The organism is Clostridium sp. E02 (genome assembly GCF_003833015.1).
In the GTDB taxonomy this organism is placed as follows: domain Bacteria; phylum Bacillota; class Clostridia; order Lachnospirales; family Lachnospiraceae; genus Lacrimispora.
Genome location: NZ_RJLQ01000008.1, coordinates 54,257 through 77,319 on the forward strand (window position 1 = coordinate 54,257; position 23,063 = coordinate 77,319).

18 protein-coding genes are annotated in these 23,063 nt (G+C 39.7%); 4 read left to right on the plus strand and 14 right to left on the minus strand.

What is annotated here, in order from left to right:
• Positions 1–28: 28 nt before the first annotated feature.
• Together EFT72_RS07510 and EFT72_RS07515 are read right to left on the minus strand one after the other, a co-directional pair.
• On the minus strand, positions 29–2,293 hold the full coding sequence (locus EFT72_RS07510) for a hypothetical protein (protein WP_124066295.1): 2,265 nt from the start codon (positions 2,291–2,293) through the stop codon (positions 29–31).
• Positions 2,280–4,469, minus strand: a complete 2,190-nt coding sequence (locus tag EFT72_RS07515) for an MMPL family transporter (protein ID WP_124066296.1) — start codon at positions 4,467–4,469, stop codon at positions 2,280–2,282. The genes EFT72_RS07510 and EFT72_RS07515 overlap by 14 nt, the downstream gene beginning before the upstream one ends.
• A 206-nt stretch (positions 4,470–4,675) precedes the next feature.
• Between EFT72_RS07515 and EFT72_RS07520 the strand changes: the two genes are divergently transcribed.
• Positions 4,676–5,251, plus strand: a complete 576-nt coding sequence (locus EFT72_RS07520; protein ID WP_243109973.1) for a TetR-like C-terminal domain-containing protein — start codon at positions 4,676–4,678, stop codon at positions 5,249–5,251.
• Between the two features lie 128 nt (positions 5,252–5,379).
• Positions 5,380–6,348 (plus strand): hypothetical protein, encoded by a 969-nt coding sequence (locus EFT72_RS07525; RefSeq protein WP_164473113.1) that lies wholly within the window; start codon positions 5,380–5,382, stop codon positions 6,346–6,348.
• 45 nt (positions 6,349–6,393) lie between these two features.
• Here the strand turns inward: EFT72_RS07525 and EFT72_RS07530 are convergent, their stop codons facing one another.
• From EFT72_RS07530 to EFT72_RS07550, 5 genes are read right to left on the minus strand one after another with little or no spacing between them, the layout of a single operon-like run.
• The gene (locus tag EFT72_RS07530) at positions 6,394–7,743 is read right to left on the minus strand and encodes a GH1 family beta-glucosidase (RefSeq protein WP_124066299.1); all 1,350 of its coding nucleotides are present in this window, start codon (positions 7,741–7,743) and stop codon (positions 6,394–6,396) included.
• A gap of 12 nt (positions 7,744–7,755) precedes the next feature.
• Positions 7,756–8,592, minus strand: a complete 837-nt coding sequence (locus tag EFT72_RS07535; RefSeq protein ID WP_124066300.1) for a carbohydrate ABC transporter permease — start codon at positions 8,590–8,592, stop codon at positions 7,756–7,758.
• Entirely contained in the window at positions 8,592–9,527 is a 936-nt protein-coding gene (locus EFT72_RS07540) for a sugar ABC transporter permease (protein ID WP_124066301.1), read from the minus strand. The genes EFT72_RS07535 and EFT72_RS07540 overlap by 1 nt, the downstream gene beginning before the upstream one ends.
• Before the next feature lie 54 nt (positions 9,528–9,581).
• Positions 9,582–10,982 carry a carbohydrate ABC transporter substrate-binding protein gene (locus EFT72_RS07545; protein ID WP_124066302.1) on the minus strand — a complete coding sequence of 467 codons (1,401 nt, stop codon included), beginning with the start codon at positions 10,980–10,982 and terminating at the stop codon, positions 9,582–9,584.
• Positions 10,983–11,010: 28 nt separating this feature from the next.
• Positions 11,011–12,027 carry a LacI family DNA-binding transcriptional regulator gene (locus tag EFT72_RS07550; protein WP_124066303.1) on the minus strand — a complete coding sequence of 339 codons (1,017 nt, stop codon included), beginning with the start codon at positions 12,025–12,027 and terminating at the stop codon, positions 11,011–11,013.
• A gap of 301 nt (positions 12,028–12,328) precedes the next feature.
• Here EFT72_RS07550 and EFT72_RS07555 point away from each other — a divergent pair, with 301 nt between their 5' ends.
• Together EFT72_RS07555 and EFT72_RS07560 are read left to right on the plus strand one after the other, a co-directional pair.
• Positions 12,329–14,764 (plus strand): glycosyl transferase, encoded by a 2,436-nt coding sequence (locus EFT72_RS07555; RefSeq protein ID WP_124066304.1) that lies wholly within the window; start codon positions 12,329–12,331, stop codon positions 14,762–14,764.
• 76 nt (positions 14,765–14,840) lie between these two features.
• Positions 14,841–15,392, plus strand: a complete 552-nt coding sequence (locus EFT72_RS07560; RefSeq protein ID WP_124066305.1) for a nitroreductase family protein — start codon at positions 14,841–14,843, stop codon at positions 15,390–15,392.
• 61 nt (positions 15,393–15,453) lie between these two features.
• Here the strand turns inward: EFT72_RS07560 and EFT72_RS07565 are convergent, their stop codons facing one another.
• The 7 genes from EFT72_RS07565 to EFT72_RS07595 form a co-directional block, all read right to left on the minus strand.
• Positions 15,454–15,990: a PadR family transcriptional regulator gene (locus tag EFT72_RS07565; protein ID WP_124066306.1), complete on the minus strand. Its 537-nt coding sequence runs from the start codon at positions 15,988–15,990 to the stop codon at positions 15,454–15,456.
• Positions 15,991–16,116: 126 nt separating this feature from the next.
• Positions 16,117–17,133, minus strand: a complete 1,017-nt coding sequence (locus EFT72_RS07570; RefSeq protein ID WP_347561854.1) for a winged helix-turn-helix transcriptional regulator — start codon at positions 17,131–17,133, stop codon at positions 16,117–16,119.
• A 31-nt stretch (positions 17,134–17,164) separates the two neighbouring features.
• Complete coding sequence (locus EFT72_RS07575) at positions 17,165–18,784, minus strand: glycoside hydrolase family 43 protein (RefSeq protein ID WP_124066307.1); 1,620 nt, start codon at positions 18,782–18,784, stop codon at positions 17,165–17,167.
• 4 nt (positions 18,785–18,788) lie between these two features.
• A complete protein-coding gene (locus EFT72_RS07580; protein ID WP_124066308.1) occupies positions 18,789–19,634 on the minus strand; it encodes a carbohydrate ABC transporter permease in 846 nt (281 codons plus the stop codon).
• 2 nt (positions 19,635–19,636) lie between these two features.
• Complete coding sequence (locus EFT72_RS07585) at positions 19,637–20,533, minus strand: sugar ABC transporter permease (RefSeq protein ID WP_124066309.1); 897 nt, start codon at positions 20,531–20,533, stop codon at positions 19,637–19,639.
• Between the two features lie 26 nt (positions 20,534–20,559).
• Complete coding sequence (locus tag EFT72_RS07590) at positions 20,560–21,924, minus strand: extracellular solute-binding protein (protein ID WP_124066310.1); 1,365 nt, start codon at positions 21,922–21,924, stop codon at positions 20,560–20,562.
• A 62-nt stretch (positions 21,925–21,986) separates the two neighbouring features.
• Complete coding sequence (locus tag EFT72_RS07595; protein WP_124066311.1) at positions 21,987–22,952, minus strand: family 43 glycosylhydrolase; 966 nt, start codon at positions 22,950–22,952, stop codon at positions 21,987–21,989.
• Positions 22,953–23,063 lie beyond the last annotated feature (111 nt).

A 23,063-nucleotide genomic window follows, 5' to 3' on the forward strand; every position in this document is an offset into this window, starting at 1 on the left:
TAATTATTTAGTTTTTCCTTAATATCGTCTAAAAAATAGATGTGAAAAAGTGAAAAATATTTTTGAAAATATTCCCAATGCGGTGGAAGACATTCCCATCTGGATGAAATTCTTCATCTACTTCCTGTGTTTTAGCATTTGCATCTATTTTAATTTCTTCTGTTCTTAAAATCATCTGTATGCTTTTTGGAGCAGGGTTTTTTTCCGAGGTCATTGAGATTGGAAATGCCTTCCAATCACTATTTAATATGGTTGTATCTTCTTTGGTGTATTCATCCCATTTATCATCAAGAGTTTGTTTGATGGTGTCTTTGGCATTCTTTAGGACCTCTGTTTGATCCAATCCCTTACCCAATCCATCTAAGGAACCTGCCAGTCCATTTAAGGTTGTTTTACTGCTCTGATTCAGCGATTCCCCAACAATCTTCATCTGAATTTCCATAGAATGAAACAATACATTTAGCGAGTCTACCGTTCTAGTGGCATGATCTGTCATAGCTCCAAGATCCGTTAGGGTACCAATCATTTCCTCGTGATGTCGATTTAGTACCCCGTTTAATTCATCTACTTCACTAATTAAATTATCAGCAGTATCGCACAAGCGACCGAGTGAATCTGCAACGTCTGCTGTATCTTCAACCGTTCGGTTTACATGATCTTTCACTCCATTTAGATCGGAAAGAAGTATTTCTGTCATCTTTAGCATTTGTTCTAAGTCTCTGGTAAGACCCGCGCCACTGTTTACAAGGGGCGGCAGAAGCTGTGCCAGTGGAAGCGCTTTTTCCATCATTTCCTTTGATGCTTTTTTTGATGTAGTTCTAGATGCTGCGCTAGGCGTCGCCGTCTTGTCTGTTTCCAAAGTAGACGTCAAATAACTGGTTAAGCTCTTAATTTCTGTAACTGAATACCCTTTTTCATTAAACAAGTACGAAGAAATCTCATCTTCATCCATTAACCCCTCTTCTTGTATCTCTTCCATCAAATCTTTTAAATCAGCATCCCCACTTAGCCCATCCGCCGCAAGATCAAGCGTTTTAGTTCGCATCGACAGTTCAGGAAGCGCCTGACCCAATGTGGCAAGTCCTTTTGCCAGAATGGTTTGCTGCTGTGTCAGTGTGCCCAGCCGTTTTCGCACCTGTTCCACCTGATTAACAAACGCCTGAGCTTTTAAGTTGGCTTCCGGTCCACTCCCAAGTCGTTTCAGTTCTCTTAGTTCATCCCTCAAATCTCTGATGTCATCCTGCAAATCCCCTAAATCCGGCGAAAGGTCATCTAACGCTGTAACAATATGATTTGTTTGAGACCGCATATCATTAAGTGCGGTCTGGGCATTTTGTGCATGATTGGAAAATGGACGAATTGACTGAGACAGACCTTCTAGCTGTGCAAGTGCTTCATCTGCATTCTCATAAACTTTCCCCTTGGAATCTGCAAGAAGCTGTCTGCTCTGATTCAACCCCCTGACCCCCTCTGCCGTATCCTTTATACTTCCTTGCATCTGGTCCATCGTATCGAGAACCGCAGTCAGACTATCGTTGATTGAATCTGCGGAATCTTCCACCGTATCCCTTGCATCCCGTAGATCATTTACCTTATCAAGCTGACTTACGGTCAAAGGTACCATGGCAAAAACAAGTCCTGGAAACTGAAATTTATCGGAACCAATTCGAATGGTATAATGGCATTCTTCCCCAGGAAGTGCAAAGAAAATCATTGTTTTTAGATCCCCTACGGTCTGAATCTGGGTTCCCTCTGCCTCTAAACTTAAATTTTTGTCCATATCTACCACTACACTCGCCATGAGAGTCATATTATTTCTATAATAATCTGGGATGTCTTTGTTTGGAATCAAATCCACATTCACCTCGACCAGACCTTTTTCCCCCGCCAGTTCTTCCGCTTTCTTAATCACTCCATTTAAGCGGTAGCTCACATTAATCTCCCATGGAAGCTGATTTTTTTCCGTCTTTGTCTGACCTTCAAAATAAAACCTACCGCTTCTTTCTTCCGGTTTAAAAGTAACCGAACCATCTTTACCAGAAATCACCTTGGAATGATCCGTTAAATTGATTATTTTTTCATAGGTACCATAATCCACAAATTCATTGCTGCCATTTAATTCATATGTTTTTACAATGCTGCTCTCTTTAATATCCCCATAAGGATCCATCGTAATATATAGCGTTTCATCGCAGGTAGGGACCGTGGTTTCCGAAGCAATTGAATAAAATACAGTCTGTGTGGAAAGAGCCATTACCAATCCTACACTCATTATTTTTTTATAGTTCCTCATGATCAACGTCTCCTTTCGATCTGACCTTGATTTTTCCATATCGCAATCGCCGCTTTTCCCGTCTTTTTCCAGCTCTATTCTGCTGCTTTTGAATCAAATGATCAAAGGCACTTAAAAGTGCGGGAAGAAGAGAAAGGACCAAAATCATACTCAGCAATGCTCCTCTTCCCACCAATCTCCCCACTTGGGAAATTGCCTGAATTGAGGACGTAAAAAACAAAAGATAGCCCACTACAGTCAAGATCCCTCCTGATGTTAATATTGAAAGCATGCTTTTCGATATCGCAGCCATAGCAGCATCGGTATTTTTCATGGTTTTACGGAACCCTAGGTAATTATTCGTCATAAGGATGGAATAATCAATTGTGGCTCCTAGCTGTAAGCAGCTTACGATTATGTATCCTATGTATACCAAACTATCCCCCATTATATAAGGAAGCGTCATGTTTAAATAAATGGCAACCTCAATGGGAATAATTACTAATATAGGCACCAATATGGACTGAAATGTTATGAAAACCACGATCGCCACTCCTACTAGTGATAGAATTGACACCTTATTGTAATCATCCGTTAAAATATCCCGAATATCCATTGTAGTAGGAGTCATACCAATTACATAGGAATCATCCGGATAATATTCTTTGATCACCTGCTCCAACTTTTGACTGCAGGAAAAAGCATAAGCACTTTCCTGAACTGAGTTCACAGAAACCATAAGTCTTGCATAACGATCACTTCTAAGCTGGTCACGAATCTGGTCTGGCAAAAAGCTCTCCGGAACTCCCTTAGGAATGGTTCCTGACATGGAAATCGCATATTTTACAAAATCCAAGTCTTCCAGTGCATCTGTTAACTGTCGTTCTGTTACCACAGATCCATTGGGAACAATTCCAATTATCATATTGGATTTTCCAAATTCTTCATTAATCGCTTTGGTATCTTCATACACCCTGGTACCCGGCCCGGCTCCGATTGCGTCATCACCATAATAAAAGGCATTCATATTCTGCCCGAAGTAACAGGGGACTGCTAATATAAAAGCAATGACAAACATTGGCTTCCGAATACGATTCATCCACCTGGCAAATGGATCAAAAGAAGGCAAAAAGGACCGGTGTGCTGTTTTCTCAATTTTTTCGTTAAAATGTAATATCAATGTGGGCATTAGAAGTAGAACGGTAGCCAGACTGCAAACAATTCCCTTCGTGAGAACGAATCCCACATCCTTACCAATTGTAAAACGCATAAATGCAATTACAAGAAACCCTACAATTGTTGTGGCTCCACTTGCAAGTATAGAGCGACAGGATTCTTTGACTGCCATCTCCATTGCAATTTTAATCTCAACTCCAGTATTTTTATAATGTGTAAAGGTATGTAATAGAAAGATGGAATAATCCATAGACACTGCCAACTGTAAGATGGCTGCCGTAGAAAATGTAAAAAACGATATGGTTCCAAACATTAAATTGGAGCCCATATTTAACACAATCGCTACAATCATAACAAAGATAAATAAAAACGGTTCCATCCATGATGTTGTCGTTAATGTCAAAATCAACCAGATGATAACGAGTGCCATTCCAATTGCCATTGTGATTTCTTTGGTAATGGATTCTTCCCTCTCTTTACTTGAGATTGCACTCCCAGCAAAATATCCCCGATCCATTCCTACAATCTCATAGATATGATCGATTGCCTTTCTAGTGATAGGACTGTCATCTCCATGAACGAAGATGAGGTCCATCAAAGCGTTTCCATCTTGATAAAAATCATCCATAGATATTGAACTGTCCAATGAAAGGCCTGCGAATCCCTGATTCGCAAATGGTGTTCCCATGTACACATCCGTAGTCCGATCTGGTCCGATCACCACATCAACACCTTCCAAATCCGAAATCTTCTCGCGGATACGCTTCGCCTCCGGAAGGCTGACATCCTTCACCATAATCCTTGCCAGCCCCGGATAACCAAATTCTTCTTCCATAACATCAAGTGCCTGTTTGGTCTGAGCAAACTGGGGTAAATATTTACTCAAATCATAATTGACCTTAACAAAAGGAAAACATGCTGCGCAAAGTAACGTACCAAGGAAGAAAATAGTCTCGATTGCTTTCCCTTTATAGACAATAAGATGAACGACTTTATCAAAAAAACGATTCCCTTTTTCCATGTCCTCCTCCATGTTCCATCCCTGTTTAATAATGGATATAATATTGACTTTTCAACATGTGTTTATTATAATACAAGTGTATATAACATTCAATAATCAATCATATCAGATCATTCTACTAGTAATCGCAATTTCAATTTCAGCATAATACTCAACATTTTTTCGAGATTCGTTAATATGATGTAAAATAAACAGGGGGATTGAATATGAAAAAGCAGGATCGACGCATACGCAAAACACAGAAATTGTTAAAGCAAAGCCTACTTGGTCTTATGGAGGAGAAAGACTTTAAAAACATAACGGTAAAAGATATAACCGATCTTGCAGATCTAAACCGATGTACTTTCTACCTACACTATGCAGATACCTACAGCTTACTGCAGGAGATGGAGTCTGAAGTACTAAATGATTTTCAAGATATGGTCAGCAATTACCGTTATGTATTTGAAAGAGATTCTCTACTCCCTATTGTAATTCCCATCATTCAATATATTGAAGAAAACAAAAAGATATGTAAAATCCTATTTAAAAACAGTGTATCCAACGATTTTCTTAATCGTTTTCATACGTTGGTTCAAAAAAATGGAACGGCAATTATAAAAGAGAAATACCCCACCGCCAGTCAGGTAACACTGAATTATTTCCTGGATTTTATTACATATGGCCTGACGGGAGTACTAAAGCAGTGGTTGGATAAGGAAATTCCGGAACCCAAAGAGGAAGTGGCAGAATTCGTGGATAAAGTAATCACGGGCACTGCCATAAAGCTCCTTGTTGTTTAAACAATTCCTCATTTTGATCTATTTTGACTTTAATCCTTATTTTTCGACACATATCTACCGATATATGGTTAAGTGATACAAGCTCATAATCAATATCCAACATGAATAAACATATAAAGGTGATAAGTATGCCAATCTTTAAAAAGATACCAAAAGAAACAAAAGAGAAAACAAAGCAGAAAAAGACGAAAGCAGTCAAGACAAAGGAGAAAAAAGCAAAGCAGCCAAAGATAGCAAAGAATAAGAAAGCCTTAATCCTATTAGTGGCCGTTCTGATTATTGTTATCTTAGGTTCTGCTCTGACTATTTTTATATTAACTTTGAAAAAAAAGGATACAACAAAAGAGCAGCCCCCTAAGGCTCCAGATTATTATTTTTCCAAGGATGAGGATATCTCCTCCTTTACAACGATAGTAGGGAACCGTCATTACGCCCAGGTAACCAGCGATTCACTAGCCAGCGAGCATAACGAGGAGATAGAGAAAGGCAGTACCAAATATCAATATGAGATCAAGAAAGATTCCGATGATTTGGAGCGTTATAAGAAATATTTGGAAGATGAAAAAAACTTCATTGATGTAACTGGTCTTTCTGAAAGCACTAAGCCCTCCAAAGAATCCGATGACGATGAGAAAGAGAAAGAAGAAATGGTCTATCAACTGGCAGGTCCTTGCAAGGATTCCAGTTCCTATCTTTCCATTCTTCTAAAGACTCATAATAACAGACTTACAGTGGAAACAAGTGAGGAGAATCAACCCTATAACATGTATTTAAAAGATCAATGGGCAAAGCAAATTCAAGTAGTAAGCGATTTAAAGAGTACCTCTAAAGCTACGAATTCCATTGAACAAGCTGAAAATTCGGTTCGATCTCTTGGAGAAAAGTTAGGTCTTCCCGAAAAGCCTGACTCTTATGAATACATTGCAGCTCCTGGAATCTCCTATATTGATGGGAAAAATTATTATACAGTCCGTACCTATAAGCGTCAGCCTGATGATACACTCGCTTATATTGCTACCTACCTCTGCGATTACAGTACAAACAGTGTATCCCTCCAATACAATGAGTTTACTGGAAAAACCACTCCACTTGGATAAAAAAGAAGGCAATACCATTCTCTTTCGAACGGTATTGCCTTCTTTTTATTGATTGGATCGTATGAATTCCTGATACCAGTAAAAACTATCTTTGGGAATGCGACGTTGACTTTCATAATCAACATATACGATTCCAAATCTGTCATCGTATCCTTTCTCCCACTCAAAATTATCCATAAAACTCCAGAGAAAATACCCCTCTACCTCTGCCCCGTCCGAAATCGCTCGTCTTAGTTCATTGAGATAACGGGCAAGATAATCGATACGGCAGGGATCATGAACAAATCCATCTAAGGAAATTACATCAAGCGCAGACATGCCATTTTCTGTTATAAAAAGGGGAATGTGATAGGTGTCTGAAAAATTACGAACTGCCCAGTACATTGCCTTCGGAGTGATACCCCAGCCCATTCCAGTTTTCCCATGTCCAACTGGCAGCTTGCCAAGAACAACCGTTCCATTTTCATCGAAGCTTACCGAGGTTCCCTGATATAAATTCATACCGCAAAAATCCAGGGGCTGGCGTATTAAACTTTGTTCCTCGCAGGTAAGAACGGGAAGATCAGAACCAAACCATTCGCTGCACTGTTCCGGAAATCTCCCTCTTATGATTAATTCATTCCAAAATACAGAGGAGTAAAGCCAGCTATCTTTTTCGATTGAATTTTGCAGCTCTAATGTTTTTTCGATCAGCTCTTCTGTCTCCTGTAACGGCCAAAAAGCACTGCCGCAAGTGGGGGCATACCCCACTTTGCAATCCTCAATTACAGACCGAAGTCGTTTGACCGCCATTCCATGGGCAAGCGCTACATTCCGGCACATAGACAAAATCCTTCGTCTGGGATACTGAGTCCCTGGTGCATGGATGCACTTGTCGTAACCTAACCAAAGAAAAACCTGTGGTTCATTAAATGTGAAAAAATGTTTCACCCTTCCACCAAGAGCGTTTGCTACTACTTCCGTATAATCTGCAAACCATTCTGGACTTTTCTCATTGAGCCAGCCACCCAAAAGTTCCAGTTCATAAGGATAATCCCAGTGAAACAAAGTAACATATGGGGTAATCCCATGCGCAAGCAGTTCATCCACAAGATCGGAATAAAACTGAATTCCCTTTTCATTCACTTCTCCTATCCCCTTCGGGAAAATTCTCGTCCACGAGATAGAAAAACGGTAAGCTTTCACTCCTAGCTTTCCAAGCAGCTCCACATCCTCTTTCATATGATGGTAATGATCACAAGCAATCTCTCCCGTATGCCCTTCGAAAATTTTGTCCTTTTCCCTGGAAAAAACATCCCAGATAGAAAGCCCTTTTCCATCTTCATAAGCGGCTCCTTCAATCTGATAGGAGGAAGTTGCTGTCCCCCATATAAAGTCTGTCTTAAAGTCTCTCATAAAGTCTGTCACTTATCCTTTCACGCTGCCTGCTGTCACGCCGCCAATAATAAATTTAGATAAAAGTAAATAAATCACTGCTACTGGAACAATGGCAATTGCGATCAGCATATACACCTGCCCCATATCAAACTTCAAAAAATCAGCACTCCTTAACTGTGCAATTAAAATAGGGAGCGTTTTACTTTCATTGGATTTTAACACCAATGAGGGGATAAAGTAATTGTTCCAGGAAGCAACAAATGCAAAAATACCCTGTACGGCTAGTGCCGGTTTTACAATAGGAATTACAATGGTGTTAAATGTATAAAATTCATTGGCTCCATCGATTCTTGCCGATTCTATGATTTCCAAAGGAAGATTACTTTCAAAATAGGAAATCATAAAGTAAAAGACCACCGGAGCTGCCATAGAAGGCAAAATCAGAGGAATGAAATTATCCATAAGCCCCATCTTACCAATCAGTCTTAAAAATCCTAAAGTCGTTACTTGGTTGGGTATCATCATAATCAAAATAATAAATAGATAGACCGCTTTTTTAAACTTGAAATCATACGCATGAATGGCAAAAGCTGTGAGTGCCGATACATAAACAGACAACAACGCTGAGGTACTGGCAATAAAAAAGCTATTGAATGTTCCACGTAACACGGGTAAATTTTCATTATGAAGTACATTATTTAAGTTAGAGCCAAAAGATTTACCAGGCAGAAAGGAAAATCCTTTTGCAATTTCCGGATGAGATCTCGTCGCATTGATAATCAAACAATAAAAGAAAAAGAGACACAAAAATGACAGAAGGGAAAGTGCCACGTAAGCAACCATCTTTTTAAAATTTCTCATGTCCATTAGCGAAAGCCTCCTTTCTTTTCTCCTGTGCCAGTAAGTATAAAGAATACCACAAGGCTAAGTATAGCTGTTATTATAAATAAGATTACAGACAATGCTCCCGCCATCCCATAATTCTTGCTGTATAGATGATTATTCAAAAACATAATTAGTGTCATGCTGGTTCTGTTTGGGGTTCCTTTTCCATTGGTTAATACCTGGGGAACATCAAACATCTGTAATCCTCCGATCAATGAAGTAATTAGTACATATATAAAAATCGGCCGGATGGTCGGCATGGTTATTTTCGTAAATATCTGAAATGGCTTTGCTCCATCAATGGCGGCGGCTTCAAATAAGGAACCATCCACACCAAGAATCGCAGCCATTAACAAAATGGTGGTATTTCCAAACCACATCATAAAATTCATCAGGCCAATCAAGCCTCTGGTCCCCCATACAGTGGACAAATAACGGATTGGACTATGTATAATTCCCATATTCATAAGCAGGTGATTCATCGGCCCTTCATCTGAAAACAAAGCGAAAATCAGCATGGCGAATGAAGCGGCCATGATAACATTAGGAAGATAAATTACAGTCTTAAAGAAAGTGCTTCCTTTTAAGCGCATCCTAAAATCAGCAAACCAAACCGCTAGGATTAATGATATTACAATCTGCGGAATGAATCCAATGACCCATAAGATTATGGTATTTCCAAAATACTTTAGCAAATCACTTTGGAAAATTGAAACGTAGTTCTTCATACCTACAAAATTAGGCCCGATCTGGGTTAATCCAGATCGATAATTTTCAAACACACTATTATAAAATGTATTTACCAAGGGAATAAAGGAAAATATAAAATAAGTGGCAAAAAACGGGATCAGAAAAATATATCCCCATTTCGCATAGCTGACCTTTTTTCTTTTCTTCGCCTTTTCTTCTTTTACCATGATGAAACCTCCTGTTTCCATGCAGGGCGGTATTACCGCCCTGCCGTTTAAAAACTACTCAATCTTTAATTCTGGATATTTTTCACTGATTGATGTGTAGAAATTTTTGAGTGCTGTATCTTTGTCTACACTTCCATCAAAATAGTCATGCATTGCATTCTGGTAGCTTTCATTGATACCCTGATCATATGGAGAAATCTTACTCATATCAATTTTTTCAGCTGCATCGCAGTACATCTGAAGCGGATTCTGTCCACCTAAAAATTCTGATTTATAATCACTTTTTGCCAGAGACTCCATAACTGTCTTGTTATTTACGAAATCATTCTTCTCTTCCACGATTTTTTTCATGGTATCATCATCACAACAAATTGTTTTCATAATATCTGCTACAATATCAGCATTGTCGCTTCCTTTAGCCGCACACAGCCAAGTACCGCCCCAGTTATAAGATTCTGGTCCAGTGGTTGCAGCCCAATCTCCATAACTTCCGTTTCCAGCTTCCTGTTTCCCGCCGTCTGCTTCTGCTTTTTCCAAAGAGTTCCCTGCCATTACAAAATCAACACCCCAAGCTGGCATGAAATAACCAAATACTTTTCCTTCTGGTCCCTGTCCGGCTGCCCATTCAGATGCCCATAGAGTTGTTTTCTGATTGTATTCTTTGTCTGTATATTCTTTCGTCTGATCAACCCATCTCTCCAGATTAGGATCAATCACTACTTTATCCCCGTCTACCCAGGGAGCTTTCACATTGTTGGAAAATGTACGGTATGTATCATCATAACCAGATACCATAAAATATCCTTTTTCTTTCATCTTAGCTGCTGTTTGATCAAACGTATCCCAGTCATCGATTGACTTTTGAACTTCAGCTGGATCATCGGTTCCTAATACATCTTTTGCAATGGAACGACGGTAAATATAGAGTCCTGGACACCCCTGCCAAGAAATCCCTTTCTGCGCTCCGTTTTGATCCTGTGCGATTACTTTCGTATAGTCATACTGCTTTGAAAAGTCTTCGTCTGTGATACCAATGTCTTTTAAATCAACCGTTGCATCAGAATTAACATATTTTAAAATATAATCTGCTTCAACCAGGAACATATCTACTTTATCATCCGCTTTTGCGTTATCCTGATTTAACAGTGCCTCGTCAAGCGCATTCTGATAAGCATTGTTTTCACTGGGTGTTGTAACAAAGTTAACCGTATACCCCTCTGGAAGTTTAGATGCATAATAATCGTCGTATCTAGCCTTAAATTCGTCGTTCCAGACGTAGATATTAATAACCTTCCCTTCCCCGCTGTCTGCCTTTTTTTCTGTGTCGGCTACTTTGGCAGTGCTTTCTGGAGCGTCACTTCCACTCACATCTTCGGCTTTCTTTGTTGAGCAGCCGGCTACCATAGAAACAGCCATTGCTGCACACAATAATACACTTACTACTTTCTTCTTCATATTACCCTCTCCTTTTCTGATATTACTATCATGAAATATTAGCATTTCCAACCGATTCGCCTTCAAGCAGTTCACCTTCTACAATGATCTGTTCTACAAAAGTTGTCTTAGGCTTTTCGATGGTGCTTATCAGTTTTTTAGCGGCTTGCATACCAATATCAGCCGTATTCTGACTTATGGTAGTTAGCCTGGGGTTCAATAGCTGTGATATCCGGCTGCCATCGTAACCGGCAATGGAAATATCATCAGGCACCCGTAAGTCTCGGGCACGAATTTCATTGAGCCCTCCAATCAATGCAGTATCGTCGGGATATAAAATACAAGTAGGTGGATCTTTTCTGTCTAAAAGTTCTTTGGTGCACACCATAGCCTGCGTGACATCCAAATAATCCGCTTCCAAAACATATCCCTCCGGAATTGAAAGCTTATGGCTTTCTAAGAAACGATAAAAACTAGTCAGTCTTGCCTTTGTAACTGTAGTGCCTTGCCCATGTATGTACGCAATCTTTCTGTGCCCCTTTTCATAGATATAATCCATCAAAATCTGAATTCCTTTAATATTATCGGATAAGACGGAGGAACAGTTCTCATGGATATGATCTACCGTAACAACCGGTATCTTACTTGCCAGGAGATCAATCACTTCTGGATTATCGAAATTCACACAAGCTATGACAACTCCATCTACATTTCTATACTTGCAGTGATCCGAATAAGGAACTTTTCTTTTTCCTATCTGTCCATTGATAAACGTGATATCATACCCCTGTTTTTCCGCTTCTACTTTAAATCCTTCTAAAACTGCAGCAAAATATTCATGGGTCAACCCACTATTTGCTTCATCAATAAACAGAACGCCTATGTTGTAGCTTTTATTTGTTTTTAGGGATCTTGCGGCAGCATTTGGATAATAGCCAAACTCTTCCGCCGCCTTTTTGACTTTTAATTTGGTATTCTCCCCGATGTCACTCTGATTATTAAGTGCCTTACTAACTGTGGCAACGGAAACCCCACAGTGCTGGGCCAGTTCTTTCATAGAAATCATATGTCTCATCCTCTTAACTTAATCGTTTTCGTAATTACACTATACCTCTATATTTCAAAAAAATCAATATGTTTTTAAAATTTTATCTAGTTTATGCTATTTTAGATCTATTTTTTTGTACATATTTGACTATGTATATTATGTAAAATTAAAATTCTGATTGTTTTTTTAAATTTTCACTTGTTTTTTTATTATAACTGCGCTATTATGACCGTACAACTCCCAATTTTTAACTTAAACGTTTTCGAAAAATGTCGTTTTATGGAATTTGGGTCATCCACACAGGAAGGAGTTATTCAACATGAAATATGGATATTTTAATGATCTGGAAAAGGAATACGTCATCACATCGCCAGATACCCCACTTCCGTGGATTAATTATTTGGGAAGTGAAGATTTTTTTTCACTGATTTCTAATACAGGAGGCGGTTACAGCTTCTATAAAGATGCAAAGCTATTGCGATTAACACGGTACCGTTATAATAACGTCCCTCTAGACAGCAACGGACATTACTACTATATCAACGATAATGGAACCATCTGGAATCCCGGGTGGCAGCCGACTAAAACCCCCCTTGACTTCTACGAATGCCGTCATGGGCTTGGAGTAACCCGTTACATGGGAAAGAAGAATGACTTGTCATCACTCGTTACGGCATTTGTTCCTCTGGGTGACACCTGTGAGATCAATCAGGTTACACTGAAAAACGAAGGTGAAACCCCGAAAGATATTACGCTTTATTCTTATGTAGAATTCTGCTTATGGAATGCGATGGACGATATGACGAATTACCAGAGAAACCTAAATACTGGAGAAGTCGAAGTAGAAGATTCTGTGATCTATCACAAAACAGAATATAGAGAACGTCGAAATCACTACGCTTACTATTCTGTGAATGCAGACATTGATGGATTTGATACGGATCGGAATACGTTCGTAGGAGGATACAATTCCAATCAAAATCCGGATATGGTTTTCCAAAATAAATCTGGAAATTCCATTGCAAGTGGTTGGTCTCCCATCGGTTCCCACCGCCTGTGCGTACATTTAGAACCAGGTGAAGAACGAAATTTCATTTTTATTCTTGGATATGCAGAGAATAAACAAGAGAAAAAATGGAAGGCTCCTAATGTAATCAACAAAGAGCCCGCAAATGCTGTACTTCTAAAATATCAGACAACGAAACAGATTGAACAAGCGCTTTTGAAATTAAAACAATACTGGGAAAGTCTACTCTCCACTTATTCTGTAAACATGGCAGAAGAAAAAACATCTCGTATGGTTAATATCTGGAATCAGTATCAGTGTATGGTAACCTTTAACATGTCACGTTCTGCTTCCTACTATGAATCAGGAACCGGGCGTGGAATGGGGTTTCGGGATTCCTGCCAGGATCTTCTTGGCTTCGTCCACATGATCCCAGAACGTGCAAGAGAACGGATTATTGATATTGCCTCCACGCAATTTGAAGACGGAAGCGCCTACCATCAATATCAACCACTTACTAAAAAAGGTAATATGGACATCGGCAGTGGATTCAATGATGACCCGCTCTGGCTGATTGCTGGTGTATCCGCTTACATCAAAGAAACGGGTGACTGGGACATTTTAAAAGAACAGGTTCCATTTGATAACGATGAAGGAAAAAGTCAAACTCTTATGGAACATTTGAGGCGTTCTTTTGGTTTTACAAAGTCTCATCTGGGTCCTCACGGACTTCCTTTAATTGGTCGTGCAGACTGGAATGACTGCTTAAATTTGAACTGCTTTTCCACGGAACCTGGAGAGTCCTTCCAAACCTCTGGTCCATCGGAAGGTCCGGTTGCCGAGTCCACAATGATCGCAGGTATGTTTGTAAAATATGGGAAAGAATATGCCGAGCTCTGTCGACTCACCGGACTGGAATCAGAAGCCAACGATGCAGACGCTTCTGTGAAACAGGTGTATGATGCTGTCATTGCATCTGGATGGGATGGCGAGTGGTTCTTACGTGCCTACGATGCCTATGGTAAAAAAGTGGGTTCCAAAGAATGCGAGGAAGGTCAAATCTTTATTGAACCGCAAGGTTTTTGTGTGATGGGCGGAATTGGATTGAAAGAAGGTCTCGCACAACAAGCATTGGACAGTGTAAAGGAAAAACTAGATACTACTTACGGAATCGTTTTGCTGCAGCCTCCTTATCAGAGTTATCATGAAAATCTGGGAGAAATTTCATCTTATCCACCCGGATATAAAGAAAATGCTGGTATCTTCTGCCATAACAATCCTTGGATCGTCATTGCTGAAACTATGATTGGAAGAGGCAACCGTGCTTTTGAGGTATACAAAAAAACGGCTCCAGCTTATACGGAGGATATTAGTGAGATACACAAGACAGAACCTTACTGTTATTCTCAGATGATTGCAGGAAAAGATGCCGCTAATTTCGGCGAAGCAAAAAACAGCTGGCTCACTGGAACCGCAGCATGGACGTTTGTTAGTATTTCCCAGTACATCTTAGGAATCCGACCTGGTTTTCACGGATTAATCGTGGAACCTTGCCTACCGGATTCTATCCCTGAATTCAAGGCAGTTCGCAAATTTAGAGGAGCCGTCTATCATATTGAAGTGACGAATAAGGGGAAATCCAGGAATGGTACTACCTCTTTCTTAGTAGATGGAAATCCAATTTCAGGGAATGAAATTCCGTACGAAGACGGAAAAACAGACTACCACGTATCTATAGTAATTGGTTAAAAGTGAAGATTAATGTGTTTCCTATTCTCTCACATTATGTTATAGTGAAAGAATATATTGGAAAGGAGATAGTTACATGAATTTTCTACAGTTAGCCAAAGAACGATATTCTGTTCGAAAATTTACCAACCAAAAGGTAGAAAAAGAAAAACTAGATCAGATTATAGAAGCAGGTCGGGTTGCTCCAACAGCTGTTAATTACCAGCCTCAGAGAATCCTTGTGATAGAAAACAATGATTCGCTAGATAAGCTAAAAGAATGCACCCACTATCATTTCCATGCGCCCATGGCTCTTCTAATCTGTTACGATAAAACAGCCAGTTGGAAACGGTCCTATGACCAAGAAGATATGGGAATCGTCGATGCCAGTATTGTCACCACACAGATGATGTTGCAAGCAGCAGATTTAGGTTTGGGCACCACATGGGTTGGACATTTTGATCCAGAAAAAATCAAAAAGGCATTCGCCATTCCAAGTGAATTGGTTCCTGTGGCACTTCTTCCACTTGGCTATCCAAGCGAAGAAAGCGTTCCTCACAAGATGCACCTTACTCGCTTTGATCAAGACCATACTGTTTTTTACAATACTTTTGAAGGTCTTTCCGATACAAATAAAGATAAAAACTAAACTACATAAGAATCCCCTTCTTTTTGTCAATTGTTCGTAGATGGAAAAAGGAGGGGATTTCTTATCTATTTGACTCCATTTGCTTTAGGGATTCTTCTGCCCAACGAAGTTCAGTTTCATAATGCATCCGATGGTGATTAAAGATTAGATTAGTAGTCAGTTTCCGGTCAGTTGAAACCGTATTTAATATAGTGGATCTATGTTCATCCAATTCAGTAATCGATTGTTTTAAATCTATGATGTACTGATTCAGACTTTCTTCCAACTCAGATACTTTTATATACTCAGAAAAATACAAGGCGGCATCTATATCAAATACCAATTGATAGCTGATATCAAGAGTTTTTGTAAGTAACTGCTTAAACTGACTAGCTCCTGTTTTTTCAACATAGTAAACTGTTTTTTCTGGACGTGCCTCCTGCTTCTCCCGAATGGCAGCCAATATTCCAGAAGACTCCATCTTATCAAGATGGTAATAGACATTAGACAATTTAATCTGTGTGAATCCTTTTAATTCTTGCTCTATGAGCTTTCTTATCTGATACCCATGTTGTGGGCCAAATCGCAGCAAAATACCGAGTATATAAAGTGGAATCATTGGTTCTTCCTTTCTTTTAATAGTCAGTACTGACTATATATCTCTTCCAACTTGCTCAGTACTGACTAAAACGACCGGAACGTATCGCCTCCGGCCGTATCCATTTCCCCTCCCCCTTTTCGGGGATTATTCTTGACTTTCAGCCTCCTGGCTGATTGGTACATAATTAACACGCACTTTAATATCTTGATTATAATTCCCGAAACGACTTCCATAAATAGTCAGTCCGCCAGCATTCACCGCATCTTCCTTCACCTGAAATTTCAGTCTCATTGGGCTGCGTCTATCAAGTTTTAGTTCGTCAATGGTAACAGAGGATATTTTCAACCCATCAATATAAGTTCCATACTGATTGACTACCACCATCTTCAAAAGACCATACTGGTTCCAGTTCGGAAACCACCAATCCGGAGTGAAAATCCCAGGAACATCCCCAAAATCCCCAGGGCTGGTCCACGTCCCAAGATCCACCTGGTTCACACTGATGGTAATATCAGAAGGCCAGTCACTGTTCACACCCGGTGCTTCACTTCCGATCTCCATAGAAAATGTGATCTGACTGACTTTTTGTAGAGGAGGCAGCAAATTGGGAATCATATATTCCAAATATCCTTTGGTAAACCACACAATCTCTGCCTGGAACCGATCCGGATGTGCGAAGTAACGAGGATCGTCCACCACACCGATAATCGACTTACCGCTTGCCAGTCCACAAGTCGGGAGAATGTCATAATCGGTAAAACACCCCACTCGGATATCCGTTGTGTATGTGTTTTTTCCATCGTTACTATATTTTGGCTCAATATCCACCAGAAGCTTATCCACGTTCACCCGGCATAGCTTCTGGTTTCCATGTCCATTGTGTTCTGAAATCACCCGTATAATCCCACTGTCCTCCAATTTTTTAATATGACTGGTCAAGGCACCATTGGTCACACCGAGACTAGTCGCAAGTTCATTCATATTCATTTCCTTGTTCTCAATCAAAAGCTTTATGATTTCAATTCTGAGTTCCGATCCCAGAGCTACAAAAACCTTTAAGCCTTCTTCTAAATTCTTAATATGCAGCATGGCAATCCCTTTCATATATGCAGATATGGTTTTCATTATAAATCTAAGACAAATCCAAATATCATCATACATGAATTATCCAGAAGTTACAATACCTGACTCTTTATTCTTTCTTACTCCCCCATACACTGGTATTATTATTACCTATTGCCGTAAATGTCATTACTTGAGTGGGATTTTTCGATACATTTTTTTGTCGAAAGAATACCCCTTGGTATTGGGTTCCATCCATGTTAATTACAATATAATCGTAATTGTCTCCTCTGATCTTTTTAAAGGTTCCTGACCGATCTCCCTGTATGGTACCATCTGCGTTTAGAGTTATGTTTTCCATCTGAACCATATCAGAAGAGGTTTTCTGTCCATGATTGCAGAATTCATACGAACCAAGTATTTCTCTGTCTTCATAATGTTCGATCATTTCGTTTCTGTTCTCATAAACAGCGGTTACTGGCCAGCCCGTCTGACTCAAAAACTGTTGATGAACCCGGACTTCGTGGTATTCACTGCCTTGATCAAACCTCTGGTGGTAAACCAGATACCGCTGTCCATTGTAAATCAGTGCCGAATTATGTCCGGCCGCTTTATATCCAGTTATCCCATCTTTGAAACGATAATTCCCGATTAGTTTAATTCCGTACTGGTCATTGTTTCTGCCGCTGTCAGCTGCATTTCTTCCAGCCCCGTCCAGATAGGGACCTGTTACATTCCTAGACCGAAACAAGCGCATGTTGTAACCACCATTCGCAGTCAATCCACCATAAGTTTCATATAGGTAATAATATTCAGATTCCTTATCATAAGTAATATAAGGTCCTTCACCAGATTGGTGATTCCCTCCAGCCAGATGGATTCCAAAGTAACGGTCTATGTAATTATTGCTGACTCTATCTACGGCATCCGTACCCGGATAGATTACCTGTCCCGTCTTCTGGTCAAGTTCCAAAAGATAGATTCCACCAGACCAAGATCCATAGGTCATATATAATTTTTGCCCACTGGCATCAAAAAACAAGGTTGGATCAATGGCATTTGGACCATAATTATGATTCCAATCATTCCCTTGGAACCACCGGTCACTGATTCCGTTTTTCAGGGTTTTGGACTGAACCAGTTTTTTTAAATTAAGATAATTATTATCCCATTTTGTATTTCTAGTGCTTCTCCCATCGGTTCTTCCGTCTTTTGTAAATCCAGAGTAGATAACTGTATCTACATAAGTATAAGGACCTTCTATGTTTTTTGAAATTCCATATCCAATGCAAGATCTACGCCATGTTGAGGAAGCACTGTAATAAATCATGTAAACTCCTTTTGATCCATCTTTGTTCACATAATAAGGATTCCATATCACATCTGGCGCCCATACCGCATACTTTCCCCCAGAACAATCTCCGTCATTGTACCCGGCCCATTCAAAGGATTTTGCTAGATTTTGCTTTACATTCCCATAGATCCAGTTATTGGTGACATTACTATAATCACTTCCAAGAAGGGTCCAGTTCTGTAAGTCCCAGGATTTGGCTCCTGCCAGGTGGGACCCAAACACGTAGTACGTTCCATCTTCTGCCCGAACAATGGATGGATCATGAACAGAAACCCGACTTGGGCTTTTTAGGAGTTCTTTTCCTTCTGCCGGAATAGATCCAGCTGCCCCCAGTACCACTAAAATCCCAAATACAAAAACCCCAAAAGCCTTCATTCTCTTAATCTCTTTAATCATACATTCACCCCTTTACCGCACCAGTCGTCATACCTTCAATAAAATAGCTCTGAAAACATAAGAATACGATTAATACCGGAATAATCGCAAACATAGAACCTGCAATCAGCAAATCGTAATTGTTTCCATAAGGCGTTAATAATGTATTTAGTCCTATGGGAAGCGTAAATTTATGTGCTTCCCGGTAAATCAGCATCGGCCACAACATATTGTTCCAGGAACCCATTGCACATAAGATTCCCATAGCCGCAAACGCAGGTTTGGTTATCGGAAGCATGATTTTAATGCAGATTCCATACTCTGTCGCTCCATCAATTCTTCCCGCATCCAGTAATGCTTTCGGTAAAGAAATCATATACTGTCGAAAGAAAAATATGGTAGAAGCACTGCATAGTCCCGGCAAAATCACACCCGTTGTCGTATTCATCAGCTTAAGATGAATCATTTCCTGATAAAGCGGCAGCATTAAAATTTCAAATGGAACCATCATAGTTGCAATCACAAGAAAAAATAATAGATTTTTAAATCTGTATTCATACATGCTCAATCCATAAGCAACAAAATAGCATACAATCAGTGTTAGTAGTACCGTAAGCAGAGTCAGCATCATACTATTTCCAAACCACATAAAGTATTTGCGAGAGTCTACATTTCCCGAAAACAAATACTTGTAATTATTGAAGCTCATAGTAGATAAATCCAGATTAATGCTAAGTCCTCTCCGAATCAGTTCTCTTCCGGGACGAAACGATGCAAACAGCCCTGCTACAAGAGGAAACATGACAAGAAGACACAAACAGCCCAAAATTAGATTCATTATAAATGCAAGAAGTTTGTTTTTACTTTTCATGATCAATTCTCCTCCTTTTTAAACGTACCGTTTAGAATAAGCTGTGCCACATTAATAAGCAATGCAATTCCCAGAAGAACCAAACCTACAGCAGAGGCATATCCCATCTGATTTTTTTCTATTCCTCTTTTGTATAGATATCCAACAATCGTCAAACCAATATTTTTGGGTGATGCGTTCCCCGCCCACAACATAAAGCTTTCCAAGAACATGGCGAGTCCTGCATAAACACTAATGGTCAGCACATACACGGTGGTTGGCTTTAATAATGGGATGGTAATGTAACGAAACCGCATCAAAGGAGATGCTCCGTCAATGGAGGCCGCCTCATACAAATTTGTGTCAATGCTTTTTAAGCCTGACAAAAAGTATAGCATGTTCACTCCCGTCCATCTCCAGCAGCAAAGGACCAGCAACGCACACATAGCATAATTTTTCTCTTTCAACCATGCAACTGGGACTTTCCCAAGCAGATCCATCAAAAGGTTCATCTGACCTGTTGGTAATTCAGAGAACATAAGACGAAACAAAGTTCCCGAAATTACCACAGATGTCAATGCAGGGACATACAATACTCCCTTAAAGAAACCTTTTGCCTTCACCAGATTGCTATCCATCAAAACGGCAAACAGCATAGGAAACGGAATTAATAAAGCAATAGAAAAAATCATATAAACAAAACTGTTCCGGATTGCTGTATGAAACGTGGTATCTTTTAATAATTTCGCGTAATTTTCAAACCCAACCCACTCAATCTGCCCTGGGAGTATGTTCTGAAAACTCATTTTCACGGTACTAAATAGTGGATAGATCCAAAACACCAAAAAACTTAACAAAAACGGCAGTACAAAAAGAAAAGGAGCTGCTTTTTGTGAATATAGGATCCGCTTTATCTTCATTCCATCCCCTCCATTATACAAACAATTTACTGCTCCAGCTCTAGATAATCCTGTGCTCCTTGTAACGCATCATCAATATTGTCTTCGTCTTGCAACACTTCGTTTAACGTAGTCGTACAGAAATAATCGTTGATTCCTGGGGTCATTTTTGTAACACTTAATGTGCTGATTTCTGATTTTACTTCATTTAAAACATCAAATGGATTTGTCACAAAATACCCAATGTACTGATTGCTTGTATCTTTTGTAACGGTTTCATCGGTCCAAAGATCTGTATTGCACACATCAAATCCTAGCTGCTCCCATATCTGACGGGCACCTTCCGAGGAACACTTCGCAAAAGCTATGAAATCTGCTGCTAGTTTTGGATCTGATGACTGTTTTGTTACTACAGTCCCAGTTCCCCCGATTCCTACAGACCGATTTTGACCCTCTTTAAAAACAGGAAGAGGCGCTAACGCAATCTTTCCTTTCATTTCCGGCATATAATTTAGGAAACGGCTCATAAACCACATTGCTTTTGGAAATGAAGCAATGTTACCATCTAAAATATTTTGATACCCTTCTTCTAAGTCCACATGACCTGCAGGAGAGATCATTGCAGTACCATCTTTGAGCCAGCCTTGCTGCATTGTCAACATTGCTTTCACAGAATCCAGTTTCACATCTATTTTATCTTGAGCCGCCCAATCTTCTCCATACTGGGCCATCGCAATCGTCAACCAGTCAACCCCTGCAGTATCTACACTGGTCATCATAACCGTCCCATCCGAAGCTTCTTTTAATTTTTTCCCCGCTTCCGTATAATCATCCCATGTTTTAATTTTTGTATAATCAATCCCGTATTTTTCAAAAATTTCTTTGTTGTAATACATAACGGTAGCTCCTACGTGGGTAGGCATTCCGTAATAATTACCATCCTTTGAATACGCATCTAATCTTGACTGCACCAGTTTATCCTTATAAGGTGCTACGGCATCATTTAAAGGAAAAAGTGGAACCTCTCCCTGAAGAAAATTAGGAAACTGGCCAATTTCAATATCGCAAAGATCCGGTGCTCCCTCCCCGGTCTGCAGTGCCATAATCATCTTATTGTGCATATCCGCAAAGGGATATGTGGTAAATGTCATCTGAATCTGTCGATCTGGATTCTCCTTATTCCATTTTTCAACCATGCCCCCATAAAAAGTGTTATGTAATTCAACAAAAGACCACATATTCATGTGTGTTCCGGATTCTGGGCCTACAACTGATACCTCTGCCTCTTTCGTCTCACCTTCTAAAGTTTCTTCTGCTTGCCCGTCTCCCCCTGATGTAGAGGAACCACAGCCAGTTAATATCATAGCAGCTATAGCAAAACCACCTAGGATACCGAATATTTTTCTTTTCATAAAGCGCCTCCTTTAATATGCATTATAATATTTTACGTTTTTCTAAACATTAGATCAAATCGCTAATCCTCATACGAAAACAACGGAACATTTTCTCTCCACTTAACCTTCATTACCATGGTATGGCGGTTTGGGTCAAACAGTGGATCCCCCTTAATTTCTCCATATTCTCTTGCATGGTAAATGCAATAATCCGTCTCTCCATCCTCCCCCTTAACAAAACTATTATGCCCAGGTCCATAAATACCCCTCTTCTTATCTGTTTCCAATATAGGGGTAGGGCTTTTCTTCCAAGCTTTGGGATCCATCACATCCGCTTCACCTCCTATAGACAGCATCCCCATACAGTAATTCCGGCCCGTATCACTGGCTGAATAGGTTATAAAAATGGTTCCTTTATGCTTTAGCACTGCAGGACCTTCATTCACCCAAATACCTTTTCGCTCCCATTCATAATCTGGAGTTGATAATAGAACATGGTTCCCAGCTAGTTTCCAGGGAGTCTCCATCTTTGACAGATAAAGATTGGAAATCTGCATATTTTTGCCTGTTTTTTCAGCCCACACCAGGTAATCTTGATTTTTATGTTGAAAAACTGTGGCATCTAAAGAAAAATCATCAAATACATATGGATCCTCGGCCGATTCTATTAGTCTCCCTAACTCCTGCCACGGACCCTTCCTCGGATCTTTTCCAGTACACTTTAACAGGTAAGGCCGTATGTTCCATACATTCTCACTGTCACTTGCTGCATAATAAAGATACCAGGAACCATGGAGATAATGCAGCTCTGGTGCCCATATAAACCCCCCCTGCTCTCCGCTTCCATGCTTTTCCCATATGACGTATTCTTCTGCTGTCTGTAGACCCAAGATGGTATCGGATTCACGTAGTATGATTTTGTCATATTCCGGAACAGAGGCAGTAAAGTAATACGTTCCATCTTTATGCCTATACATATAAGGATCCGCTCTCTGACGGATCAAGGGGATACCGAGTGGAAAATCTTCTATTTTTCGTCGTTTCATATATATCTCCTATGTATTTTCTTTTTATTTTGTCTATATTATACAACATGCATTGTTTTGTTTCAAGCTATATTTTAAAATAATATAAAATATTATTTATTTATCTAAATA

What these genes read in the sequence shown, in the direction of transcription:
- EFT72_RS07510 (WP_124066295.1), bottom strand. Translation starts at nt 2,293, where the DNA reads ATGAGGAACTATAAAAAAATAATGAGTGTAGGATTGGTAATGGCTCTT.
- EFT72_RS07515 (WP_124066296.1), bottom strand. Translation starts at nt 4,469, where the DNA reads ATGGAAAAAGGGAATCGTTTTTTTGATAAAGTCGTTCATCTTATTGTC.
- EFT72_RS07520 (WP_243109973.1), top strand. Translation starts at nt 4,676, where the DNA reads ATGAAAAAGCAGGATCGACGCATACGCAAAACACAGAAATTGTTAAAG.
- EFT72_RS07525 (WP_164473113.1), top strand. Translation starts at nt 5,380, where the DNA reads ATGCCAATCTTTAAAAAGATACCAAAAGAAACAAAAGAGAAAACAAAG.
- EFT72_RS07530 (WP_124066299.1), bottom strand. Translation starts at nt 7,743, where the DNA reads ATGAGAGACTTTAAGACAGACTTTATATGGGGGACAGCAACTTCCTCC.
- EFT72_RS07535 (WP_124066300.1), bottom strand. Translation starts at nt 8,592, where the DNA reads ATGGACATGAGAAATTTTAAAAAGATGGTTGCTTACGTGGCACTTTCC.
- EFT72_RS07540 (WP_124066301.1), bottom strand. Translation starts at nt 9,527, where the DNA reads ATGGTAAAAGAAGAAAAGGCGAAGAAAAGAAAAAAGGTCAGCTATGCG.
- EFT72_RS07545 (WP_124066302.1), bottom strand. Translation starts at nt 10,982, where the DNA reads ATGAAGAAGAAAGTAGTAAGTGTATTATTGTGTGCAGCAATGGCTGTT.
- EFT72_RS07550 (WP_124066303.1), bottom strand. Translation starts at nt 12,027, where the DNA reads ATGATTTCTATGAAAGAACTGGCCCAGCACTGTGGGGTTTCCGTTGCC.
- EFT72_RS07555 (WP_124066304.1), top strand. Translation starts at nt 12,329, where the DNA reads ATGAAATATGGATATTTTAATGATCTGGAAAAGGAATACGTCATCACA.
- EFT72_RS07560 (WP_124066305.1), top strand. Translation starts at nt 14,841, where the DNA reads ATGAATTTTCTACAGTTAGCCAAAGAACGATATTCTGTTCGAAAATTT.
- EFT72_RS07565 (WP_124066306.1), bottom strand. Translation starts at nt 15,990, where the DNA reads ATGATTCCACTTTATATACTCGGTATTTTGCTGCGATTTGGCCCACAA.
- EFT72_RS07570 (WP_347561854.1), bottom strand. Translation starts at nt 17,133, where the DNA reads ATGTATGATGATATTTGGATTTGTCTTAGATTTATAATGAAAACCATA.
- EFT72_RS07575 (WP_124066307.1), bottom strand. Translation starts at nt 18,784, where the DNA reads ATGATTAAAGAGATTAAGAGAATGAAGGCTTTTGGGGTTTTTGTATTT.
- EFT72_RS07580 (WP_124066308.1), bottom strand. Translation starts at nt 19,634, where the DNA reads ATGAAAAGTAAAAACAAACTTCTTGCATTTATAATGAATCTAATTTTG.
- EFT72_RS07585 (WP_124066309.1), bottom strand. Translation starts at nt 20,533, where the DNA reads ATGAAGATAAAGCGGATCCTATATTCACAAAAAGCAGCTCCTTTTCTT.
- EFT72_RS07590 (WP_124066310.1), bottom strand. Translation starts at nt 21,924, where the DNA reads ATGAAAAGAAAAATATTCGGTATCCTAGGTGGTTTTGCTATAGCTGCT.
- EFT72_RS07595 (WP_124066311.1), bottom strand. Translation starts at nt 22,952, where the DNA reads ATGAAACGACGAAAAATAGAAGATTTTCCACTCGGTATCCCCTTGATC.